The sequence below is a fragment of the Streptomyces sp. NPDC005483 genome (genome assembly GCF_040606035.1).
In the GTDB taxonomy this organism is placed as follows: Bacteria; Actinomycetota; Actinomycetes; order Streptomycetales; family Streptomycetaceae; genus Streptomyces.
Genome location: NZ_JBEXEA010000049.1, coordinates 28871 through 49802, shown reverse-complemented (window position 1 = coordinate 49802; position 20932 = coordinate 28871). Strand labels below are relative to the sequence as shown.

Sequence of the window (20932 nt, the reverse complement as noted above, 5' to 3'; positions counted from 1 at the left end):
ACACCGACAGCAGCTTCGCCCTCTACGACTGCAATCCCCAGCAGTGAGGCGACGCCCGAAGTCAGGGATCGCGGTCAACGGCCGAGTGCCGACGGCCCAACACTCCTACCGCTTCCGTTGACGACCCCAGCGGTGTCGTCAACGGACACCGGCCCCTGTAGGACGGCCCCGGCCGTCCCTCTCAGATGGGGCGCGAGCCGGGCCATGGCGGGTCAGGGTTGCACGCAGTTCCTTGTGAAGGACGTCGGGCAACGCCACGCCTTGGGCATGGTTGAGGACCTGTTCAGCGACATGGGTCAGTTTGGTGTTGGTGTGCTGGGAGACCTTCCGCAGCACAGCGAAGCCCTTCTCGCTCGTATTGCGGTCCCATCTCCAGCACGGTCACCGAATCTGGGACCCCGTTCATGTTGAGCCCTTGAGTGAGTCACCGTGGCTGGCCGGTTTCACCGCAGAGGTCAGCAGTATGAGAGCTGGGGCAGGGCATCGCGGCAGCCATCGCGATTCCCGCGACCCACGGCACCTCACACATCCGGCCCGAGTCCGGTGTGGGCTTCCACTCGCTGCTTGAGGCCGGTGTTGAAGGCGGCGTACCCGTCTTTTTTGGGTGTTCTGAGGAAGGGCCGGATCAGGGTGACCAGGGCGCCGGAGAATTCCTCGTGGTTGGTCAGGCGGGTGGTGCCGTCGTGGTTGGGGGAAAGGATGAAGGAGTGCCGGCCGTGGAACAGCTGTTTGATGCCGAGTGTGCCGACCCACCGCAGTTCCTGGCCGGGCGTCGCGACGGTGACCGTGGGCCTGAAGGTCATGCCCGGCATGCGCATCGTGAGCCGGCTTCCCACTTGGGCGGATCCCTCGGCCGCGGAGAAGGTGCTCCACTCGCCGTAGGCGGCGAAGTCGGTGAGGACGTCCCACACCGCTTGAGGGGTGGCGTCGATGTCGATGACCGCGGTGAGGACCGGCTTCATGGTGGTTTCCACTTCTGGCTGGTGAAGGACAGGGGCGGGGGTTCGGCGAGCGAGTGGCCCACCGGTGGCCGGTGGGGCCGGGCAACGGTGTGGGGCGCGGTCCGCGGCGGGTCAGAGCGTCCTGCCCGGCGCGGCCCTGTGGGAGGGGGCGCCGTGGATGCCGGTGGCCGTGGTCTCCCGCAGGCCGTGGTCGATGAAGTCGATCATCCAGGTGAAGCTGTCGTCGATGTCGGTGGCGAACCGGAACCCGCCGGCTGCTTCCAGGGATGCGTATCCGTGCAGGACGGTGCGCAGCATCCGCAGCGCGTGGATCTGCTGGTCGGGGTCGATCCGGTAGCCGTGCAGCATCGCCGCCCAGGAGTCGACCACTCGGTTGAGGGCGTCGATGAGGGGGTCGTCGGGTCCGGTCGGGCGTGCGGCGTTGGCTGCGGCGTATCGGCCGTGGTGGTCCTTGACGAAGGTCCGCATCGCCTGTGCGCCGCGGACCAGGGCTTCGGTGCCGGACCGGCCCTGGATGGCGTCGCGGATGGCGTCGGCGCACTGGTTCATGGCCAGGATGGCGATCCGGTGGGCGAGGTCGGTCTGACCGGTGACGTGCTTGTACAGCGAGGGGGTCTTGACCCCGAGCCGTTCGGCGACCAGGCCCATGCCGAGCTGGTCGAATCCGACCTCGTCGACCAGGGCGGCGGCGGCTTCGGTGACCGTCGCGGCGGTGAGTCCGGCCCTAGGCACCGGAAACCGCCTTGGCCAGGAACGGCAGGGCCAGCGCGAGGACCTGGTCGGGAGTCTGGGCGTGCGGGTAGTGGCCGGCGCCGTCGATCACGGCGAGTTCGCCGAGGCCGGCGGGCAGGTCGGCGATGATCTTCGCCCCTTCGGCGCGGGGGTCGGCCCAGTCGGGGTCCAGGCTGCCTTCGACGATCAGGACCGGGCAGGTGACGTGGGCGAGTTGGGCGCCGGCGTCGGTGGGCTTGGACTTGCACATGTCCTGCAGGGCCTTCATTCGGCCGGGTTCACTCAGGGTGGCCTCGATGCGGGTCAGTTCGCTGTTCCAGTCGGCGGGCTTGGCCGGGTAGGCCACGTCGAGGTACTTCTTCCAGTCCGCCACGCGCCCCCGGACGATGACCTGCGCCATCCGCATGTATCCGGTCCGGAAGCGCTTGACCCGGATCAGCCCGCCCAGGTCGAGGGGCTGGGCACGGGTGAACGGAGCCAGCTCGATCACTGCGCTGATCACGTCGGGCGCGGTGGCGGCCGCGATGGTCGCGGCGCCGCCGCTGATCGACTGCCCGATGATCACGGCCGGGCCGCCGAGGTGACGCACGACGGCGACCAGGTCTCCGGCGATGTCGGTGCGGCTGTAACCGTCCCAGCCGAGGCTGGACTCCCCGCACCCGCGGATGTCGACGTTCGCGACCCGGTAACCGGCGGCCACCAGGCCGGGGACGAGGAAGCGGTAGGAGTGCCGGCTGTCGCCGATTCCGTGCGCCAGCACGACCAGGGGACCTTCCCCGGTCACGTCGAAGGCGATGGTGTTCTTGCCGATTCTCAGGTGCTCGGTCATGCCCGTCCTCCAACAAGATGGCTAATGTTGTTAGCTGCAGACTAGTCACATTAGCTATGAGGGTCAACGCCACACCCAGCCGCGCTCGATCAGGGGCCGAGCCCACAGCAATGGGCTGCCGCACGGCGCAGTGCTGTTTTTCCGCGAGAACTACGGGGACCCTCATCACCGCAACGTTCCAGGTTGGAGTGCCCAAGCACCTCACATGCCTACAGCTCGTGCTGCTCGGGACACGATCAGATCGCTCTGGCTGCGGTGCGGGTGCGCGGCGTGGATGTACTTCATGGCGGTGCGGGGAGAGAGACCGAAGAGGCGGATGGGGTGGAGGGGATCGTCGGTGGCTGAGCCTCGTCGAGGATGTGGTCCACACGCAGGCGGCCCGCCTGGTGGCGTGGGCGCGCAGAGGTTTGTTGATCGCCTGGATCGACACCGGGGGCTGGGTGTCGTCGGTGGCGGTATGGCCGGTGGCCAGCAGGTAGCGGCGGGCCGGCGTCGGTGGCGTTCGGCCGGCCACTGCCGTGCCAGGCGGGGTGAGTTCGTCAAGGTAGACGCTGTGGACGGGCTTGCCGGTAGGGCGCACAAGAGGGTGGCACGGCTGCGGTCGAGGTCGTCCAGCAACAGGTGACGCTGATCATGGGTGCTCAGGGTGTGCACGGCGGCGAGCACGAAGCTGAGCCGGTCGCGGGCGTGGGGCAGGCGGTCGAAAGTGCCGCGCAGCATGTCCTCGGCCAGCGCGCCCTGGGCAGCACGACTGCGGTGGTCAGGGAGAGGTGCGGGCCGGGTCGCGGATAGATGAGTCTTTCCCGTTTGAGGGCGCGGAACAGCGAGCGCAGGCCGGTGGCCCGGGACTTGACGGCTTCTCCCTGGACCGGTTCGAGGGCTTGCTCGATGTGGGTACGGGTGACGGCCCGCAGATCGGTGACGCCGTTGTCGTGCCAGGTGCGCAGCGAGCGCGGCCAGACGCAGGTAGGAGCAGACGGTCGACGGGGCGGGCGGCCAGCTGGGTCGTGGAGCCGTGCCGCACAGGACGTCGATCCACCGGTTGAGCGGGCCGCGGAAAGGGGTGGTGTCGGCGAGGTGCCGGGCCCGAGCCAGAGCCGCATCCGAGTGCCGGTCGGGGGCCAGGCGTCCGCTCCCGCGCACCGCCCGAGGACGAACCCGTGCGGGCGATGAACGTCGCGTCCTTGGCGAAGGCCTCCGTGCCGTCGTCGGCGTCCTCAACGCCCGCGACCGGGCCCACAGCATCGTGGAGTACCTCTCCCACACCGAGGCCGCGCGGTCGATGGGCAGCCGCCTCGCGCTCTGAACCGGCCCTTCAGTGGTCGACGACGACCCGTTGCCGTGGGCCGGGGTCATGGCCGCGAAGACGACCGTGCCGGCCCGGGCGACGGAGGCCTGGGCGCCCTGGGGCACGCGGCCTGACCTCGTGCAGGGCGCCGCCCACGGCTGGGCGGCACCCTTCGCTGGTTCTATGCGCTGTTCGGCTCAGGCACCAGATCCCACATCACGGCCGGCGGCAGCGACGGGTTGGCGGCAGCCGCTTCCACGACTCGCCAGTCGTCGTCGGCGAGTAGTCCGGCTATGACCGGCGGCGGGAGCGCCGGGTGCCCGGCGGCTATGGGCCGTGCCAGCGTGTCCTCCAAACAGGCGAGCAGGGCCGGGCCCGTGGCGTTGCCGTGCCGGGCGATCTCGCGGAATGCCTTCCGCACCGGCGGTACGTGTGTGGTCAGGTCCTCCAGCAGTGCCGGCGGTGCGTCCGGGTTGGTTGCCACCTTGGAGATGACCTGAACCCCGTGCCGTTCGACCATGCCGCGAAGCTGTGTCTGCGACAGTCCCGGGTGGGGCGCGATGGACTTGACCACCTTCGCGTCGGGGTCGGCGGCCAGCGCGTCGCGGATCTCGGCCGGCAGATCGCGCCGTTCAGCCAGGAGCATCCGCACCGCCGGATTCGACGACCCTGACAGCTCCTTGACCTCGGCGGGCGAGGCGGCCGCAATCCTCGGCAGGAGGGCCGGGCCGGTCTTGACGGTGCCGGCCAGGCGGGACAGGACGTCGAGGGGCACGCGAGGGTTGTGCGCGAGCCTGCGCTGCACGTCATGGCCACGATCGGTCGCCAACGTACGGATAGGGCGTCCTCGATCCCAGGGTTCCCGGCGAGGTCGGCTCGCACACCGGGCTCAGGGTCACCGGCGAGCCGCGCCCGCACCTGCGGCGGCAGGTCGGGACGGGCCGCGAGTCGGCAGCGCAGCAGCATCGAGGGGTGGTCGGCGAACTGGACGACGGCTTCGGCAGGCGTGGCAGGGTTTTGCAGCGCCAACGCAGCCAACTCAAGCATGGTGGACTCGTGGGATCCCGAGCACGAGGCCCCGGACCGCAGATCGCAGTCGCGCCGGGCGCACTGCGGATCGTGCACGAAGGGCGTCTCCTCACGGTCACAGACCAGGCACCGTTCCGCGGGAAGCAGCCCCTCGCCGGTGACCAGCATCGCCAGTACATCCGGTGGCGTCGCCTCGTTGGCCGCCACCGCGCGACGGACTTCGGCATGCAGATGGCGCGCGAGTCGGGCGGCCATGTCCGCCGTCGTCCACAACGCGAGCTCCGCGACGACGCCTACGTCCGGGTCGGCGGCCAGCGTCTCCCGCACATCAGGCGGGAGTCCGGGGCAGGCGGCCAGCTTCTCCCGACGCTCCACCTCCGGATCCGCCGCGAAGAGCCGCGCCCACTCGGGGGCACCGGCCCCGTCGTCGAGCAAGGCGAGCGCGGCCTGCGGCCGTACGACGGGATCGACGTCGGCGGCGCTCAGCAGACCTTCGTACGCGAGCAGCGCAGCGTTTTCCGCGAACCATGAAGCCAGGGCGAGCGCCTGCTCTCGGCTGAGGTCGCCGCGACCCGCGAGGCACTCTGCGATGTCCGCGTCCGCGACCGAGACCAGCCGGTCGACCAGCTCGAACGGCAGAGCCGTATTGGCGGCAAGCCCGCACAGTACATGGTTCACAGGAAGACATCCTGCCAAGACTGTGGTCGAACGGCCGGTGGATTTCCATACCGCCGCCCCAGGCCCACGGGAACCTTTGGGATTCCGTCAACTCTGCCTCTCCTGCGGGGCAGCGACTGCCTCGACGGCGTTGTCGGCGTTGGACGCGCCCTTGCCAGGCCGGCATCGGCAGTCATTCAGCTCCCTTTGGATTCCTGGTGACCGTCGTATCCGTGGCCAGTTGCGCCTCGTCGGCCGACGCGGGCGTATCCCTGAGGGCACCATCCTCGGTGGCGTCGCCGTCCTCCGGGACATCGCTCTCCTTCTTCAGCCTCTGCAGGGCGAGTTCTCTGGCCGTCTTCTCGGAGTACAGCCTCATCTCGGCCTCTGTCCGCTGCTCGAACACAGTTGTCTCCTTTGTCAGTTCGTGGAACGCCGTGCAGGCAAGCGGGCCCGCTCGGCTCCTTGGTCCTCGCCGACCGGGGTGAGCACTCGGCCGGACTCATGCGGCGTGGTCACCGTGAATCGGGTTCGCCCTTGGAGGCGAGAGGCGGCTCGGCGTTCTCGAGCAGTTTCACCGCTGTCTTTCCCCACCTCGGATCACTACTGAGACCCGGTCCTGTATGACACGGTGCTTCACCTCCACACGCCGCGCATGCCCGGGCTCACACAGCCGTCTGCAGATAATGACCGGGCAGCCCGAGGTTCTGTGACGGTGTCGACACTGGCGACAAGAATCTCCGGAGCGGCGGGCCGCCCAGAACGCTTCCACGGAACCATGGGGGACATCGGCTGATCGGGGAAAGGAGGGTTGTCAGGCGTCAGGGTAAGAGTGTGCGTCGTATCCCGTCGGTAGTGGGGGCCGAACAGCTGCGCTCGGACGTCCCCCGCCCCAAAGCGCCGACGGCCCGGCACGCGACCCGGTCGTCGTGGCTTTCGCGTATCCCCGGCGGCGAGTGCATCGACGAGGAAGCTCCTACTGTTCCCGACATGATTTCCGTGCTGATTGCTGAGGGAAGAACTGTCGCCCGAGGGGAATCCCGCCGAGCACAGGTGTCACGAACAGGGCGCGTGCCCGGTCTCTTCCAGTACGCGCGAAACACTCCGAGAGGGGACCTGATGGACGGCAAGGTCAACGCGCACAGGCAAGAGCCGGTCGGGGTGCGGCCCATCGGCTGCGGCGGTCCTGTCGCCGAACGGGCCGAGGCACGGGTCGAGGCTCGTGACGCGGAACGGCGCCCAGAGATCGTGGACTTCTACGAGTGGAGCAAAGGGCATCGGCGCTGTGCTCCGGCTGCCCGCACGACCAGCCCGACACCCCCAGAGGAGGCTGGCGTGGCAGGATCGGCTGAGCTTCACCGACCTGGCCGTCCCGATCGAGAGGCACCTTGATGTCTGCGACGATCCGCCGGGCCGTGATCCCCGCCGCCGGACTCGGCTCCCGTCTGCTGCCCCTGACGAAGGCGACGCCGAAGGAAATGCTCCCGGTCGGCGACAAGCCGGTCATCGAACACACCGTGCGCGAGCTGGTGGACTCCGGTATCACGGACATCACGATCGTGGTCTCCGGTGGCAAGAGCCTCATCCAGGACCACTTTCGCCCCAACCCCACTCTCGTCGAACAACTGCGCGCAGACGGCAAGACGGCCTACGCCGACGCCGTGGCAGAAGTCGGCGAACTGGCTCGCCGGGGACACATCACCTACCTCGACCAGTACGGCCCGTACGGCAACGGCACTCCCGTGCTGAACGCCGCACGGGCCTTCGGCGACGAGCCGGTGCTGGTGCTGTGGCCCGATGACGTCTTCGTCGCCGAGGTGCCCCGCGCCCAGCAGTTGATCCGAGCCTATGAACAAACCGGCTGCCCGGTGCTGGCCCTCCTGCCGATGAACCCCACCGAGTCCCAGCGGTACGGCGTGCCCCTCGTCAAGGAGGACCTCGGCGGCGGCCAGCTGCGCATCACCGGCCTCGTCGAGAAGCCCGAGCCCGCCGCCGCCCCGTCGTCGTACGCGGCCATCGGCGGATACGTCATCACACCTGGCATCGTCGACGAACTCCGCGAGCAGACCCGCCGCTGGTACGAACACCGGACCGGCGAGATCTACCTCACCGACGCCATCAACTCATACGCCGCCACCCGCGCGGTCTACGGCCAGGTCATCGAGGGCCGCTGGTACGACACCGGCAACCCGGCCGACTACCTGGTTGCCCAGATGGCACATGCGCTGGCCCATCCCGAGTACGGCCCCCTCCTGCGCGGCATGGTCGGCGGACTCGACGACGAGGGCACCGCCGTCGGCCGGGAGGGTGCCGGCCGCTGACCGCCCTCCGGGTCCGGCGTCACGACCGTGGTTCGTCCGTCACCGCCGCCGCACCGCGCTGGCTGCGGACAAGCGCGATCACGGCGTCGGTCGTGTGGTCCAGGTAGCTACGACCGTCGGGCAGCAGACACTTCGGACTGATGTAGCTGCTCGGCCCGAGGTGCGTGGCCGGGTGGAGGCAGTGCACGGTGATCTTCCCGGCACGACGGGCCCGGTTCCAGCCGCTGTGGCGCAACAGGCGCCAGCGCTGCGGGAAGATCCACGTGCCGACCCGCTCGATGCGGTCGCCGGCGCTGGTGAGTCGATACACATGCTCGGCGTGGGTGAGGTCGTTGGCCCCGTTGTGGAACCCGCCGAGCGTGATCACCACAACCGGGGCGCGCAACTGGGCGTGCAACTGGGCGTGCAGTTCCTCGACCGCGCCGGTGGCGACCTGGGCGCCACCGCTGTAACTGAGCAGCACCACGGGACCTCCGCTGCCGGGCCGGTATCCGGCAAGCTGCAGCTGCGTGCCGATCTGGGAGCCTACGGCCCGGTTGTACAGGGGGCGGTACCGGTGGTCGGCGGCGACGAAGACCTGCATGACGTTGTGCAGGAACAGCAGCAGCCCGATGCGCCGCCGCAGCCACGCCCACACCGGCCGGTCGGCCAGCGGGTCGGCCAGCGGTGAGTAGGGCTGTACCTGGCCCAGCACCCGCAGTTCCGGCGCTCCGGCAGCAGATGGAGAAAGGGCCCGAGCATCGGGAACGCGAGGACGGCGGCGAGGAGCAGCGGGGCGACCAGGCCGGCTGTCCACGGCAGGCTCTCTCCTGGTGGCGGGGTGGACATGACCAGCTCGGCGAGGTTCCACGCGGTCAGCGGCCACAGCGCGAAAACGGCGCCCTCGACAAGTCCCGCGGCCAGCGACAGCCCCGCGACAAGGGTGCGGGGCATGCCGGGTCTGCGCGCGAGGAGGGGAACGATGCGCCCGACCGCTTCCGACACCCCGGCGAGCAGCAGCAGGGCGGCGGCGAGGATCGACATCGTTCAGCCTCGCTTCGACGGATCGAGGGGAAGCGGGTCATGGACCAAGCCCGCGGCCTGCGCGTACCGCTCCAGTTCGTCGGCGGCCCGCCGGTGTCCGCCCGCCCTGTGCTGAGCCGCCTTCAGGGTCGTCGCCGCTGCCTTGAACCCCGGTTCGTGGAGCAGGCGTCGGGCGAGACGATGTACGGAGTCCTTGGTGATGTGCTGGGTGTGCATCGTCAGGCCAGCACCGAGTTCGACGACGCGGCGGGCCACCATCTGCTGGTCGGCGCCCTGCGGGACCAGCAACAGCGGAACCCCGGCGCGCATGGCCTCGTTGACACTGTTCATCCCACCGTGGGTGAGGAACAGCGCCGCGCGGGCCAGCACCTCCGGCTGCGGCACGAAGCGCCGGGCGAGCACGTTCGCGGGTAGCGGCCCCGGCTCGTCGGGATCGGTCTGTCCCGTCGACACGACCACAGTGCCGCCCAGGGGGGCGATCCCGGTGGCGAAACTGCGCAGCAGCTGCGGGCCGGCGTTGAACACCGTGCCCAACGAGGCGCCATGAGCGCCACCTCTGTCGTGCACGGCATGCTGACAGCGCTGTTCGCGGCCGCGGCCGTGTACGCGCTCCGGCAGGCCGTGCTGACGCGAGGCTGCGGATGGCGCGGCCGAGGCGACAGTCTGCTGCACACCGTCATGGCGTCGGCCATGGCGGTGATGCCCTGGTACGGGATCGGCGACGGGCCGTCACCGGGGCGGACGGCCTTCTTCTTCGCCGCCGCTGCATTGTGGTTCCCGTCGACCGCGGTCCTCAGGCTCCGTGGTCCCAGATGGGTCGGGCTCATGCGCAGGTCGCCGCACTCGGTCGGCATGGCCGCCATGGCGTGGATGCCGGTGCGGCACGGCGGAACGACGAACGCGCAGATCGGCGGTGTGGTCACCGGCGTACTGACGCTCTGTCTGCTGGCTTACGCTCTCCGGTCGTTGACCCGAGACATGCCCGCACTGCGCGGCCGCCCTGGCAGTGCGGGTTTCTCCACCGACCTCGCCGGGACCTACGACCGTTTCTGGCACGGATCGACGGCCATGGGTACCGCCATCGTGCTGCTCATGCACCATTGACACTCAGAGCCGGACAACCGGACCATCCACCACGAGCCGGCACCCCGGAGCCACACCTACACCTACACCCAGCCGCGTTGCGAGGCACGCATCCCCAGTTGGAACCTGCTCGCCGCGCCCAGGCGCTCCTGCAGCTCGCTCACCCGGCGCCGCAGGGTCCGCAGACTGACCCCCAGATGACGCGCCACCGCCTCGTCCTTCATCCCGGCCGCCAGCAGCCGGGTCAACGTCCGCTCGCTCTCGGAGAGTTCCCCCTCCTCGGTCGCCTGTCCCAGAGGCGTCGCCTGCTGCCAGGCCAGTTCGAAGAGCTTCTGCAGAGCTTCGGTCACCGCCGAGTGCCACACCACGACGGCACAGTAACCGCCGGCCACGGAAGCGGTCAGCGGAAGCAGCGCCCGGCATCCGTCGACCACCAGCAGCTTGAGCGGCACGGACGGCAACACCCGGGCCTGTTCGCCGAGTTCGACCATCCTGAGCGCGCGGGACAGCACTTTGGGATCCTCCAGGCCGGTCGCCGCGTAGATCCCTCGAGAGACGATCCCCCGGTTGAGCAGATCGGCCTGGAGATCCACCTGCGGAGCGGCCGGGGCGAGATAAGGCGGAGTGTCGAAGAGGCACACCTCGTGTTCCGCGCGCGCGTACATCTCCTCCAGGCGTGCCGCGATGGCGCCCTCGCCGGAGGCCACCTCGATCAGCCGGGACGGCTCCTCGCGCAGCAGCCCCGCCTCGTAGGCGGTCGCCATCTCCTCGGCGGTGGCGGCCAGCAACTCGGACACCGTCTCGCGCCGCCGGATCAGCCCGCGGATCGCCACCCGGGGGTCGACCGCGCGTAACCCGCCCATGGAGTCCGGTGGTTGCAGCAACCCGAGCGTCAGGAGTCTGTCGCAGGCCTCGCGGACCCTGGTCAGGGAGGCACCGGTCAGCAACGCCCAGCCCGCCGCGCCGGCGTCGGGCTGGTTGAGGACCGCCTGGTACAGCACCTCGTCGAACGCGGAGACCCCCACCGCGGCCCAGGGGCTCGCGGCGGGGGTCCGGTCTGCCGTGTCGTATGCCGTGTCCACCATGGCTCGACACCGTAGGCGATCATTGTTAAGGCTGTTAACAGTCCCGGGACACCGTTGACTTCAGGCCGATCACTTCAGGTCGCCTCCCTGCTGGGCGCCTACTTCAGACCGAACGCCCGCAGTACGGTCTGGTCAACCGCGTTGCCGTCGCGGTCTGCGGCCCGCACCCGCAGCGACACGAACTCGGCGCCCTTCGGATGCCTGAGCTCCAGCTCACCGCGCTTCACCTTCACCTCCTTCCAGGACGTCCCGTCGTCGTAGGAGACCCATGCCTTCAGTTCGGCGGCCGTGACGCTGCCCGACTGAGTGCGCACGGCGAGTCCGAGCTCCGACTTGTGCTTGCGGTCGACGCGGTTGAGGAGGTCGAGCCCCGCCACGCCATAGTCGACCGAGAGCAGCGGCAGCGCCGTCCGCTGGTCCGTGTGCGCCGAGGCGAAGGACCATTCGGTGTGGCTGCCGGTGGAGTACGCGGCCCAGCCGGCCGTGCGCCGGGCGTCGAGCACGAGACGGTACGAGGCCTTCGTCGCGGGGACGTCGAAGGTGCCGAGCCCGCCGAGCGCGGTGACGCCGACCAGCTGCCCGTCCTTGTACAGCGTGCCCTTCGCGGTGTCCAGGATGTTGTCCACCGACCCGTAGTGCCCGGGTGCCGAGTCGCTCAACTCCGGGATCGCGAAGGTGAGTTTGTCGCCGGTGCGCTGGGAGAGGCCGTACTGCTGACTGGTCGCCGGGCGGACGACCTGGCGCAGCCACTCCTCGGAGGGCAGCTTGCCCGCCTTGTCGAAGGTCCGCAGGGCGTTCCACTGAGGCTTGTTCGCGTTCGTGTCGGGATAGACGGCGTGCCAGATCCGGCTGTCGGAGACGTTGTAGTACTCGGTGCGCTCCGTGCCGAGTTGCACGTTGTCGATCGTCGCGATGTCGGCGAACTGCCAAGGACGGTACCTGTACACGGCGTCCTTGCCGACCTGACCGGCCTTGCCCCCGTGATAGCGAACCGTCTGCCTCACCGTGTTGGAGCTGTTCAGGTCGTACGTCTGGTCGGCCGAGACGGCGTCCGGCTGCGGGAACATCACGCTGTACACGTACGGGCTGACCGCGGTGCCCTTCAGCTTCAGACTGACCTTCTTCCCGCTCTTGAGCAGGGCCCCGAGCTTCGCGCCGTCTTCGCCGGTGGCGGTCATCAGCGGGATCGTCGCGCTGTCCACCCAGGAGATCCAGTATCCGGGCGTCTCGTGGTAGGCGAGGACGTAACCGGCCCCGGCGGCGGTGGCGTTGGCCAGTGCCTCGTCCGCCGTCGCCTTGGCGCCCACCCGAACGACCGCCACCTTGCCCTTGACGTCGAGCCCGTCGAAGTCCGCCGCGGTGCCGCTGCCCGCGTCCACCGCCCGGACCGTGCGCTCACCGTTGATCTTCACCGGGAAACCGCTGGATGTGTGCGCGTAGTCGAGGGGCAGCGCGTACTTCTCGGGGCTGGTGACGCTCGCCGTCAGCTCCTTGGCGTACAGACGGAACTTCGAGGAGAACTCGAACATGCCCTCGGTGACCTTCTCGGTAGGCGCCACGTAGACGTGGTCGGTCCACCAGCCCTGGCTGTAGGTGATGCCCCAGGCGCTGCCCGGGCCCTCCCGGTGCCAGTTGGTGCTGAAGCCCTGGAACTCGGAGTCCTCCTTGGTCTTCGGCTTGATCTCCACCGCCTTGCGGGCGTCGAGTACGACCTCGGTGTTCTTGTCGACCTTGATCTCCGGATTGCCGACGACCGAGGTGTCGGCCTCCAGTCCGGCGGCGTCCAACGTCGAGATCCAGGACGCCACGTTGTACGTACCGGCGGGCACCTTGAAGGTGTAGCCCTTGCCGATGTACCCGTACGTGTCCGGGTACGCGCCGTTGATCTCCTGCAGCATGTAGATCGACGCCGCGGTGGACGGCTTGCCGTCCCGGCCCACCAGCGACACCTTCAGGTTGTAGGTCTTCGCCTGCTTCTCGAAGCCGACGGCGGTGGTGACCTGGACGCCGTCGGCGCTCGCGGCGATGTGGCCCGTGTACCGGCCCGCCTTCTCCTTGGCCGGGTCGACGGTGACGCCGATGGTGGCGGTGCCCTTCGCCGGGACGGTCACGGTGTCCGCGTTCAGCGCGACATCGGGGAGCGACGAGGCCACCTTCAACGTCACTGCCTTGTCAGTGGTGTTGGTGTAGGTGATGTCCTTGCTGTCCGCCTCGGTGGCGCTCTCCTTGTACGTGCCGAAGCTCAGGGCCGGCGTCGCGAAGACACCCTGGTTGACTGCCCGTACGGCATCCACCCGGCCGTCGCCCTGCTCGAACACGGAGTTGACGGTGTTCGTCTTCGCGGTGCTCGCCAGATCCGCCTTGATCTGCTGCCCCGTCCAGTCCGGATGGGCCTGCGCGACCAGCGCCGCGGCGCCCGCGACGTGCGGGGTCGCCATCGACGTACCACTCGACGTCGTGTAGTACTCGTCGACCGGCGTGCCCATGGAGGTGCCGGCCGCGCGGGCGGCGGTGATGGCCGCGCCCGGTGCGGTGATCTCCGGCTTGACGGCCGAGTCGCCGAGGCGCGGGCCGCGGCTGGAGAACGAGGCCAGTTTGTCGGACTTGTCGACGGCGCCCACCGTCAGTGCCGAGTCGGCGATGCCCGGGGTGCCCACGGTCTGCTCGGACGGGCCGGAGTTGCCCGCGGCGATCACGAAGAGGGTGCCGGTGGACGCGGAGAGCTCGTCGACCGTCTCACTCAGCACGTCCGAGGGGCCGGACGCGTCGCCGCCCAACGACATCGACACGATCTTCGCGCCGGAGCGGGCCGCCCACTCCATGCCCGCGATGATCCAGGAGTCCTGGCCGTGTCCGGTGTTGTCCAGCACCTTGCCGACCAGCAGCTCCGCGCCCGGCGCCACACCCTTGCGCTTGCCCTGCGAGGCAGCGCCCGAGCCGACGATCGTGGACGCCACATGGGTGCCGTGGCCGTGGCCGTCCTGCACCGCCTCGTCCGGCACGAAGCTCTTCGTCTCCCCGATCTTCCCGGCGAGATCCGGGTGACCGGCGTCCACGCCCGTGTCGAGAACCGCGACCTTGACGCCCTTGCCGTCGTAGCCCGACTTCCACACCTCAGGAGCGCCGATCTGCGGCACACTCACATCGAGCGATGCCTCGACCTTGCCGTCGAGCCAGATCTTGTCGATGCCCTCGCCGAGCCGCTTCGCGGCCTTCGCCGTGGGGTCGGTGCCCAGCGCGGGGGCGATGTCGGCCCAGAAGGCGGGCGACTTCTTCGCGCTCAACGCGGCGCCGTCGATCGCCGACAATGCGAGCGTCCGGCGCGCGCCGTCAGGCGTCGCGCTGCCCTTCGTGTACGTCGCGATCACCGGGGTGGTGCCGGTCTTCGCGTCCGCGTACCCCTGCCGCACGAGCCGGGTCACGTTGAACAGGGCCGGGTCGAGACGGCCCGCGTTGACCAGCGGGATCGCGTCCGCAGGCAGGACACTCACCTCGCCGTCCTTCTCGCTCGACACGAAGGTGGCGGCCTCACGGCCCTTGCCGCGCTGCACGTCGACGGCGGACTTGCCGTCCGGGCGGACGGTGAGCGACACGGTGTCGCCGGTGATGAGGGTGACGGTCTGCGTCCTGGTGACCGCGGTCTCGGCACTGTCCGTCACCGACGGGGCGTCCGGTGCGGTGACGTGCGCTCCGGAACCGGCCGTGGCGGGCGTGATCGTGCCCGTGAGTAGTCCTGCCGCTCCTGCCACTGCCCACAGGGCGTGGAGTCTTCGCATGGGTGGCGTCCTCCCCTGAACGCTGACAATGCTTCCGGCCTGGTGAGCGGAAGCCAGTGATCAGAGTGGGCGCTGAGCGGAAACAGGCTCAAGGGAATCGTGTGGCCGAGGAGTGCCAATGCCCTCTTCGGCCACGGGAATTGGCGGATGTCGTAGGCCCCATGGTCGGACATCCGCGTACGCCTGGAGGGGGGCCGGGGAGGGGCCCCGTGCGGTCGGCCGCAGGGATTCGGCTGACACGGAGCACATGGGAACGCGGACCATTTCCCTGCGCACTCGCACTACCAGAGCGGAGGCAACTCCCATGGGAAACCGTCCACGTCGACAGCCCGGTGGACGAACCGCGCCGCGCGCTCTCCTGCCTGCTTTCGGACGTCAGGCGTCGAGTGCGTCGATCAGTGCCTTGGTCACGTCCTCCGTCGTGGCCGTGCCGCCCACGTCGCGGGTGAGGATGCCCGCGCCGGTCGTGGCCTCGATCGCCTTGGTCAGGCGGGCCGCCTGGTCGGGCAGGCCGAAGTGCTCCAGCATCAGGGCCGCGCTGCCGACCGCGCCGATGGGGTTGGCCAGTCCCTGGCCCGCGATGTCCGGGGCGGAGCCGTGGACCGGCTCGAACATGCTGGGGAAGCGGCGCTCGGGGTTGAGGTTGGCGCTGGCGGCCAGGCCCAGGCTGCCCGCCAGTGCGCTGCCGAGGTCGGAGAGGATGTCGGCGTTGAGGTTGGAGGCGACGACCACCGACAGGTCCTCGGGCTTGAGCACGAACTTCGCCGACATGGCGTCCACCAGGACGCTCTCCGTCTCCACGTCCGGGTAGTCGAGCGAGACCCGCTTGAAGACGTCGTCCCACAGCACCATGCCGTACTGCTGCGCGTTGCTCTTCGTCACCGAGGAGACCTTCTTGTGCGCCCGGGTGCGGGCCAGGTCGAAGGCGAACCGCATGATCCGCTCACAGCCCACCTCGGTGAACAGGGCCGACTGGACGGCGACTTCACCGCCGGGCCCGCGCCCGCCCAGGTTGCGGCCACCGAGGCCCGCGTACTCACCCTCGCTGTTCTCGCGCACGACGACCCAGTCGAGCTCGGTGTCGTCCGCCTTGCGCAGAGGGCTCTGGACGCCGGGCAGGAAGTGCACGGGGCGGACGTTGGCCCACTGGTCGAAGTTCTGGCAGATCTTCAGGCGCAGCCCCCACAGGCTGACGTGGTCGGGGACGGTGGGCCAGCCGACCGCGCCGAAGTAGATGGCGTCGAAGTCCTTGTGCTGGTCGAGGCCGTCCTCGTCCATCATCTTCCCGGTGCGCTCGTAGTACTCGCAGCCCCAGCCGAACTCCTGCCACTGGAAGGCGAAGGCGCCTCCGGAGTCCTCGGCCAGGGCGTCCAGGACGGCTCGCCCGGCGGCGACGACCTCCTTGCCCACCCCGTCGGCGGGGATGGCGGCGATGCGGAACGTGCGAGGTGCGGCTGTCATGGGTGCCTCCGGCTCGCTGTCGTGCGGTTCGGTCCGAGTCAACACACCGACGTCACAGCACGTCCAAGACCTGCTTTCGATACCACGTATAGGTGTGGCCGATCGGTCCGGCGTCAGGCAGTGCGTGCCCGCCGCTCGGCCAGCGACCCGGTGAGCGCGAGGAACGCCCGCGCGGCAGGCGTGAGGTGCGCGGGCAGGCTGACCATCGCCACGTGGAGAAGGGCGGTCGGCTCGATCGGGGCGACCGCGGCACCGCAGCGGCGGGCCAGCCTCGTCCAGGAGGAGGGCAGGACCGCGACACCCACCCCGGTGAGGACCAGCGGCAGGATCGACGTGCGGTGGTCCACGACCGTCACGATCTCGGTTCCGGTGCCGCCCGCCGTGATGTCGTCCACGATGCTGCGCATCAGGCTGCCGGTCCGGGAGGCGATGAGCTTGTGGCCCGCCAGGTCTCCGGGCCCGATCGTGACGTCGTCCTGGATCGTCCCGCCGGGTGCGGCGACGACGACGAACGGCTGGTCCTCTACGTGCAGGACGTCGATGCCGGAGGGGTGCACGGGTGCGGCGCTGCCCAGCAGGCCCAGCTCGCAGGCGCCGCTGCGCACCAGCGAGACGACCTCGTCCGGGGTGAACGCGGCCTGGGTGCTCACCGTCACCGACGGATGCAGTTCGGTGAAGCGGTGGATGAGGGTGGTGAGCGGTTCGATGCCGGGCGAAGGCATGGTGGCGATCTCGACGCTGCCGCCGTGCAGCCCGGCGAGCGCGGCCGCGGTGTCCCGTACGGCCGTCAGGTCTCGCAGCACGCGCCGGCTCGGCTCCAGCAGTTCCGCACCGGCTTCGCTCAGTACGACGCCCCGCCCCACCCGGTGGAAGAGGGCCACCCCGAGATCGGCCTCCAGGTTCGCCATCGCCTGGGACAGTGAGGGCTGGGCCACGTGGAGGGCCGCGGCCGCCTTGCTGAAGCCGCCGTGCTCGACGATGGCGAGGAAGTACTCCAGTTGCCGGGCGTCCAAGGCGCCTCCCCGCTCTGTGCTGGTACGTCGGGCGGGGTGAGCCTACCCGTCGGCTTCCGTCGCGCCCCGTCCGATCCAGCGGCCGGCGAGCAGCCGCCCGCACTGGGCGAGCAGGTGCGCCGACAGGGCTCTGTCGTTCGCGCAGTCCTGGTCGGTCAGCTCCGTCAGAGCCTGCACCGAGCGGAAGTAGGCGGCGGTCCGATTGGCGGGAAGAGTGCAGCGGCCCGCCACCGCGTGCACGTCCTTGCCGTGCCGACGGGCCCGCCGGGCGAGCGCGACCGGCAGCTTGCCCGACAGGGACTGCTCGTCGAGGCTGCCTTCGCCGGTGACGACGAAGGCGCTCCCGGCCAGCAGTTCGTCGGCACCGAGCAGGGTGAGGAAGTAGTCGGCCCCCGACCGCACCCGCCCGCCCAGCAGCAACCCGGCATACCCGAGCCCGCCGGCCGCACCGGCCCCCGGGACATCGGCAAGACCTGCCGCTTCCGCGACGCCCGCGGCTTCCAGTCGCCGTACGAAACCGGCGAGCGCGTCGTCCAGTTCCCGTACCTCGCTCACGGTCGCTCCCTTCTGGGGGCCGTAGACGGCGGCCGTGCCCGTCGGTCCGAGCAGCGGGTTGTCCACGTCGGTGGCGAGGACGAGGTCGACTCCGGCCAAGGCCGCGCGAACGTCGGCGAGTTGGACCGTGCGCAGTGCGGCGAGTCCCGCACCACCCGGGCCGATCGGGGTGCCGTCCTCCCCGGTCAGGGTCGCGCCGAGGGACTGCAGCAGGCCGGCGCCGCCGTCGGTGGTGGCGACCCCGCCGAGCGCGAGGACGATCGTGTCCGCCCCGCCCGCCAGCGCGTGCTGGAGAGCCTGGCCGACGCCCCGGCTGGTGGCCGAGAGCGGCGCCTTGCGTCCGCCCGGCAGCACGCCGAGTCCGCAGATGGCCGCCGCCTCGATGAGGACGGTACGGCCGTGCACCGCGACCTCGGCCGTGACGGGGCGGCCGGTCGGCCCGGTCACCGTGATCTCCTCGGGGCTGAACCGGCCCGCGCAGGCGGCGGCCACGCTTCCCTCTCCCCCGTCCGCGAGCGCGAGCCGGTCGACCCGGGCCTGCGGGGCGGCTTCCAGCAGGCCGCGCTCCAGGGCGCGGGCGGCCTCGTCGGCGCTGAGAGAGCCCTTGAACTTGTCCGGTGCAATCAGTACGGACACCATCAGGACGTCACCGGGGCAGTGTGCGGGGTGGCGGGCGCGGCGACCGGCCGCACGTCTTCGGCTTCGGCATCGGCATCGGTGATGACGTCTTCGGCCTCGGTGGTCAGGGGCGGCTCGCCCGCCTTGCCTGCCAGCACCAGCCGGGCCCGCTCCAGGTCCAGGCCGTTCTCCCACTTCGCGACGAACAGAGTCGCTACGGCGTTGCCGAAGAAGTTCACCAGGGCGCGGCACTCCGACATGAACTTGTCGATGCCGAAGATGAGCATGATGCCCGCGGCCGGGACGGAGCCGACCGTCGACAGGGTCGCGGTGAGCGCGATGAAACCACCGCCCGCGACACCCGCCGCGCCCTTGGAGGTCAGCAACATCACTGCCAGCAACCCGAGTTGCTGCCCGATCGACAGGGACGTGTCGGTGGCCTGGGCGATGTACAGGGTGGCCAGCGAGAGGTAGATCGCCGCTCCGTCGAGGTTGAAGCTGTAGCCGGTCGGTACGACCAGGCCGACCGTGGGCCGTTCCGCTCCCATGAACTGCAGCTTGCGCATGAGTCCGGGCAGTGCGGGCTCGGCAGTCGAGGTGCCGAGGATCAGCCAGAACTCCTCCTTGAAGTAGCGGAAGAGCTGGAAGATGTTCAGCCGCACGTACAGGGCGAGCACCCCGCCGAGCACGACCACGACGAACAGGGCCGAGGTGGCGTAGAAGAGGACGATCAGCGAGCCGAGGCTGGTGAGGGTGGACAGGCCGAACTTCCCGATGGCGTACGACATCGCGCCGAAGGCGCCCAGCGGGGCGGCCTTCATGACGAAGGACAGGACCTTGAAGACGACCTCGGTCAGTCGCCCCACGGCCGCGATGATCGGCTCGCCCGGCTTGCCCACCATCTTGATCGCGATGCCGAAGACGACTGCCAGGAAGATGACCTGGAGGATGTTTCCCTCGACGAACGGGCCGAAGAAACTGTTGGGCACGATGCCCGTGAGGAACTCCCACCAGTGCTGGTGCTCACCCCGTCTCGATGTATTGGCTCGCGTCCCCGGACGTCTGGAGCGTGGACGGGTCGGCGTGCACGCCCTCGCCGAGCCGGAAGACGTTGATCGCGACCAGGCCCGTCAGCAGCGCGACGACGGTGCCGACCTGGAAGTAGGTCAGCGCCTTGATGCCGGTGCGTCCGACCTTCTTCAGGTCGGCGACCCCGGCGATGCCACCGATGATCGTCAGGAAGACGATCGGGCCGATGAGCATCTTCATCGCGGTGATGAAGGTCGTGCCGATCGGCTCCATGTCGGTGGCCAGATCCGGCCACCTCCAGCCCAGCACGATGCCGATCACGATCGCCACCAGCACTTGGACGTACAACTGCCGGTACCACGGCTTCGCCGCGATACGCGCGGCCTGTTCGGCTCGTCCGTTGCCCGGGGTATGCGTCATTGCAGCCTCCCTGATCGCGCAGGACCGAGCCCGATCGGTCCGCGGCTTTCGCCACAGTGGCCCGGCCGGCAGATGAGGGGTCCACGACCAAAAATCGATGCCCCGTATAGGCCGGGCCTATCAATACCGGCACCAGCATCCCGGGGCCGATGGGTGACTCAGAGCGCGCCCCGCCAGGAGCAGGCCGGCCCTCCCCTGACCGGTGCGGGGAGGCTGAGGACGGCACCGGAGGTCGCGGTCGGGTTCCGCACCCCGTACCGGGCCGTGGTGACGAAGAGTCGGTTGTCGTCGGGGTGCAGACACACCGACGTGGGATGCGGGGCGGGGACGATCAGGGTGTCGAGCAGGCGGCCGTCGGGGTCGTAGCGGCGGACCGCGCCGGCGCCCCACAGCGCGACCCACAGACAGCCCTCCTCGTCGACAGTCATGCCGTCGGGACTGCCTTCTTCCTGCCGCAGCCGGACGAAGGTCTCCGGGCCACCCACCAAGTCGCCCGAGACCGGATCGACCCGGCAGCGCAGAACGGTGCCCACTGCCGTGTCGGCGAGGTACATGGTGGTGCCGTCGGCGGTGAAGGCCGGGCCGTTGGCGATGGTCAAGCCGTCGAGGACACGAACCACCGTGCCGTCCAGGTCTGTTCGGTACAGCGAGCCCGCACCGGGCGTACCGTCGTAGGCCATGCTGCCGGCCCAGAAGCGCCCCGCGGGATCGGCGACGCCGTCGTTCATTCGGCTGGGGACCGGGGTGCGGTCCTCGGGTCGGTCCAGCCAGTCCAAGGTGCCGTCGGGGGTGAGCAGCGCGATGCCGGTGCCCGCGGCGGCGATCCAGGTGCCGGGCCGATCGGACACCGGCGCCACGGCGCCCAACGGCACGTCCAGACAGGCGAGTTCAATCGGCCCGACGTCGTGGCGGTCGTCGCGCAGTTCGAAGAGACGGCCGCTGAGGATGTCGACGTACACATACCGGCCGTCGAACCAGCGACCGCCCTCGGCGAGTTCGTACGCTCCGTCCACGACGACCGACGCCGACGCTGCCGTTGATGTCATGTTCC

General features: G+C 69.7%; 16 protein-coding genes and 1 pseudogene. 2 read left to right on the top strand and 15 right to left on the bottom strand.

Annotation, left to right across the window (positions count from 1 at the left end; genetic code table 11):
* Positions 1 to 521 precede the first annotated feature (521 nt).
* The 5 genes and pseudogenes from ABZT06_RS45305 to ABZT06_RS45285 form a co-directional block, all read right to left on the bottom strand.
* A complete protein-coding gene (locus ABZT06_RS45305) occupies positions 522 to 962 on the bottom strand; it encodes an SRPBCC domain-containing protein (RefSeq protein ID WP_355754561.1) in 441 nt (146 codons plus the stop codon).
* Between the two features lie 111 nt (positions 963 to 1073).
* On the bottom strand, positions 1074 to 1694 hold the full coding sequence (locus tag ABZT06_RS45300) for a TetR-like C-terminal domain-containing protein (protein WP_355754558.1): 621 nt from the start codon (positions 1692 to 1694) through the stop codon (positions 1074 to 1076).
* Complete coding sequence (locus ABZT06_RS45295; RefSeq protein WP_355754557.1) at positions 1687 to 2523, bottom strand: alpha/beta hydrolase; 837 nt, start codon at positions 2521 to 2523, stop codon at positions 1687 to 1689. The genes ABZT06_RS45300 and ABZT06_RS45295 overlap by 8 nt, the downstream gene beginning before the upstream one ends.
* Positions 2524 to 3992: 1469 nt before the next feature.
* Positions 3993 to 5518, bottom strand: a pseudogene (locus tag ABZT06_RS45290) (hypothetical protein).
* Between the two features lie 172 nt (positions 5519 to 5690).
* The gene (locus ABZT06_RS45285; RefSeq protein ID WP_355754555.1) at positions 5691 to 5903 is read right to left on the bottom strand and encodes a hypothetical protein; all 213 of its coding nucleotides are present in this window, start codon (positions 5901 to 5903) and stop codon (positions 5691 to 5693) included.
* Between the two features lie 985 nt (positions 5904 to 6888).
* Here ABZT06_RS45285 and ABZT06_RS45280 point away from each other — a divergent pair.
* Positions 6889 to 7818, top strand: a complete 930-nt coding sequence (locus ABZT06_RS45280) for a sugar phosphate nucleotidyltransferase (RefSeq protein WP_355754553.1) — start codon at positions 6889 to 6891, stop codon at positions 7816 to 7818.
* Positions 7819 to 7837: 19 nt separating this feature from the next.
* On the opposite strand, the gene ABZT06_RS45275 is transcribed toward ABZT06_RS45280, so the two are convergent.
* Both ABZT06_RS45275 and ABZT06_RS45270 read right to left on the bottom strand, forming a co-directional pair.
* The gene (locus ABZT06_RS45275) at positions 7838 to 8512 is read right to left on the bottom strand and encodes a hypothetical protein (protein WP_355754551.1); all 675 of its coding nucleotides are present in this window, start codon (positions 8510 to 8512) and stop codon (positions 7838 to 7840) included.
* A gap of 332 nt (positions 8513 to 8844) precedes the next feature.
* A complete protein-coding gene (locus ABZT06_RS45270; protein WP_355754569.1) occupies positions 8845 to 9366 on the bottom strand; it encodes a nucleotide disphospho-sugar-binding domain-containing protein in 522 nt (173 codons plus the stop codon).
* Positions 9367 to 9384: 18 nt separating this feature from the next.
* On the opposite strand from ABZT06_RS45270, the gene ABZT06_RS45265 reads away from it, so the two are divergent.
* Positions 9385 to 9945, top strand: coding sequence for a DUF5134 domain-containing protein (locus ABZT06_RS45265; protein ID WP_355754548.1), 561 nt, complete (start codon positions 9385 to 9387; stop codon positions 9943 to 9945).
* Positions 9946 to 10007: 62 nt separating this feature from the next.
* Here ABZT06_RS45265 and ABZT06_RS45260 read toward each other — a convergent pair whose 3' ends face one another.
* The 8 genes from ABZT06_RS45260 to ABZT06_RS45225 all read right to left on the bottom strand — a co-directional run bounded on the left by ABZT06_RS45260 (position 10008) and on the right by ABZT06_RS45225 (position 20927).
* Positions 10008 to 11009, bottom strand: a complete 1002-nt coding sequence (locus tag ABZT06_RS45260) for a LuxR C-terminal-related transcriptional regulator (RefSeq protein ID WP_355754547.1) — start codon at positions 11007 to 11009, stop codon at positions 10008 to 10010.
* A gap of 98 nt (positions 11010 to 11107) precedes the next feature.
* Positions 11108 to 14785 carry a S8 family serine peptidase gene (locus ABZT06_RS45255; RefSeq protein ID WP_355754545.1) on the bottom strand — a complete coding sequence of 1226 codons (3678 nt, stop codon included), beginning with the start codon at positions 14783 to 14785 and terminating at the stop codon, positions 11108 to 11110.
* A gap of 375 nt (positions 14786 to 15160) precedes the next feature.
* Complete coding sequence (locus ABZT06_RS45250) at positions 15161 to 16246, bottom strand: tartrate dehydrogenase (protein WP_355754543.1); 1086 nt, start codon at positions 16244 to 16246, stop codon at positions 15161 to 15163.
* 113 nt (positions 16247 to 16359) lie between these two features.
* Positions 16360 to 17259 (bottom strand): LysR family transcriptional regulator, encoded by a 900-nt coding sequence (locus tag ABZT06_RS45245; RefSeq protein ID WP_355754541.1) that lies wholly within the window; start codon positions 17257 to 17259, stop codon positions 16360 to 16362.
* A 42-nt stretch (positions 17260 to 17301) separates the two neighbouring features.
* Positions 17302 to 18453, bottom strand: coding sequence for a glycerate kinase (locus ABZT06_RS45240; protein WP_355754539.1), 1152 nt, complete (start codon positions 18451 to 18453; stop codon positions 17302 to 17304).
* On the bottom strand, positions 18453 to 19424 hold the full coding sequence (locus tag ABZT06_RS45235; RefSeq protein ID WP_355754566.1) for a cation:dicarboxylase symporter family transporter: 972 nt from the start codon (positions 19422 to 19424) through the stop codon (positions 18453 to 18455). Before ABZT06_RS45235 ends, ABZT06_RS45240 begins: the two co-directional genes overlap by 1 nt.
* A gap of 31 nt (positions 19425 to 19455) precedes the next feature.
* Entirely contained in the window at positions 19456 to 19881 is a 426-nt protein-coding gene (locus tag ABZT06_RS45230; protein ID WP_355754537.1) for a cation:dicarboxylase symporter family transporter, read from the bottom strand.
* 158 nt (positions 19882 to 20039) lie between these two features.
* Entirely contained in the window at positions 20040 to 20927 is an 888-nt protein-coding gene (locus ABZT06_RS45225; protein ID WP_355754535.1) for an SMP-30/gluconolactonase/LRE family protein, read from the bottom strand.
* Positions 20928 to 20932 lie beyond the last annotated feature (5 nt).

Excerpts from the sequence above, each read along its gene's own strand:
- ABZT06_RS45280 (WP_355754553.1), top strand. The coding sequence starts at position 6,889 with ATGTCTGCGACGATCCGCCGGGCCGTGATCCCCGCCGCCGGACTCGGC.
- ABZT06_RS45225 (WP_355754535.1), bottom strand. The coding sequence starts at position 20,927 with ATGACATCAACGGCAGCGTCGGCGTCGGTCGTCGTGGACGGAGCGTAC.
- ABZT06_RS45305 (WP_355754561.1), bottom strand. The coding sequence starts at position 962 with ATGAAGCCGGTCCTCACCGCGGTCATCGACATCGACGCCACCCCTCAA.
- ABZT06_RS45250 (WP_355754543.1), bottom strand. The coding sequence starts at position 16,246 with ATGACAGCCGCACCTCGCACGTTCCGCATCGCCGCCATCCCCGCCGAC.
- ABZT06_RS45255 (WP_355754545.1), bottom strand. The coding sequence starts at position 14,785 with ATGCGAAGACTCCACGCCCTGTGGGCAGTGGCAGGAGCGGCAGGACTA.
- ABZT06_RS45295 (WP_355754557.1), bottom strand. The coding sequence starts at position 2,523 with ATGACCGAGCACCTGAGAATCGGCAAGAACACCATCGCCTTCGACGTG.
- ABZT06_RS45265 (WP_355754548.1), top strand. The coding sequence starts at position 9,385 with ATGAGCGCCACCTCTGTCGTGCACGGCATGCTGACAGCGCTGTTCGCG.
- ABZT06_RS45260 (WP_355754547.1), bottom strand. The coding sequence starts at position 11,009 with ATGGTGGACACGGCATACGACACGGCAGACCGGACCCCCGCCGCGAGC.
- ABZT06_RS45240 (WP_355754539.1), bottom strand. The coding sequence starts at position 18,453 with ATGGTGTCCGTACTGATTGCACCGGACAAGTTCAAGGGCTCTCTCAGC.
- ABZT06_RS45230 (WP_355754537.1), bottom strand. The coding sequence starts at position 19,881 with ATGACGCATACCCCGGGCAACGGACGAGCCGAACAGGCCGCGCGTATC.